The 719-nt window shown below is 23.4% G+C and carries 1 protein-coding gene; it reads right to left on the bottom strand.

Going from position 1 to position 719, the window contains the following annotated elements; genetic code table 11:
- Nucleotides 1-101: 101 nt before the first annotated feature.
- On the bottom strand, nt 102-719 hold a 618-nt coding region (locus AYC60_RS06860), incomplete at its 5' end, for an Imm49 family immunity protein (protein WP_067322839.1).

The raw sequence follows: 719 nt of genomic DNA, 5'->3' as shown, positions 1-719 counted from the left end.
TTATCTTTTTCTAAGTTAATTATCTCTTTACTTCACCTGTATTAATTTCACCATTTTTTTATAAGCTGTATCCATTAATACAACAATTTATAAATATAATTTTAAATAAAACTTCCCATTCTTATCCATTCTTCTAATTCTTTCACATCATAATGATATTCATATATCCAATCTAACCACTCTTCTTTTGTTATTGTATTTAAATCAAATTTTTTCATAAATTCATATGGTTCTGGATATTCTTTAGCTGGAGTTATATCTATCAATTCTTTTGGGGCTATTTCATGATCTATACCCAAATCTATTCCATGATACATCGCTATCTTAGCATACATTATTACAAATATATGCAAATAAAATCCAAATGCAGTACTCATATCATTCAACATTTTTTTAGCTACCTTCTTTTCAAGCATTTTATCTATACATTCTCTCATTTTTATTTCATCTCTTAATGCTAATGATTTTAAATATTCAAATTCTATATACTTATATTTATCATAAGAAGATTTTGATGGATTATTTAAATATATGTCTGCTCTTCTTATAACATCTTCCCAACTTCCTTTTAATGCTAGTAGTATAGTTTTTGATAAAAAAAAGTCTGATTCTGATTTAATATATTCATCTTTTTTTCTTTCATATCCTACTAAATCAATATTTTTTATATAAAAATTTAATAGTTCTCTATTATTAGACATAATACTTTCACAAAATTC

It is taken from the genome of Streptobacillus felis, from assembly GCF_001559775.1.
GTDB lineage: Bacteria > Fusobacteriota > Fusobacteriia > Fusobacteriales > Leptotrichiaceae > Streptobacillus > Streptobacillus felis.
This window is presented reverse-complemented; position numbering and strand designations above follow the sequence as displayed.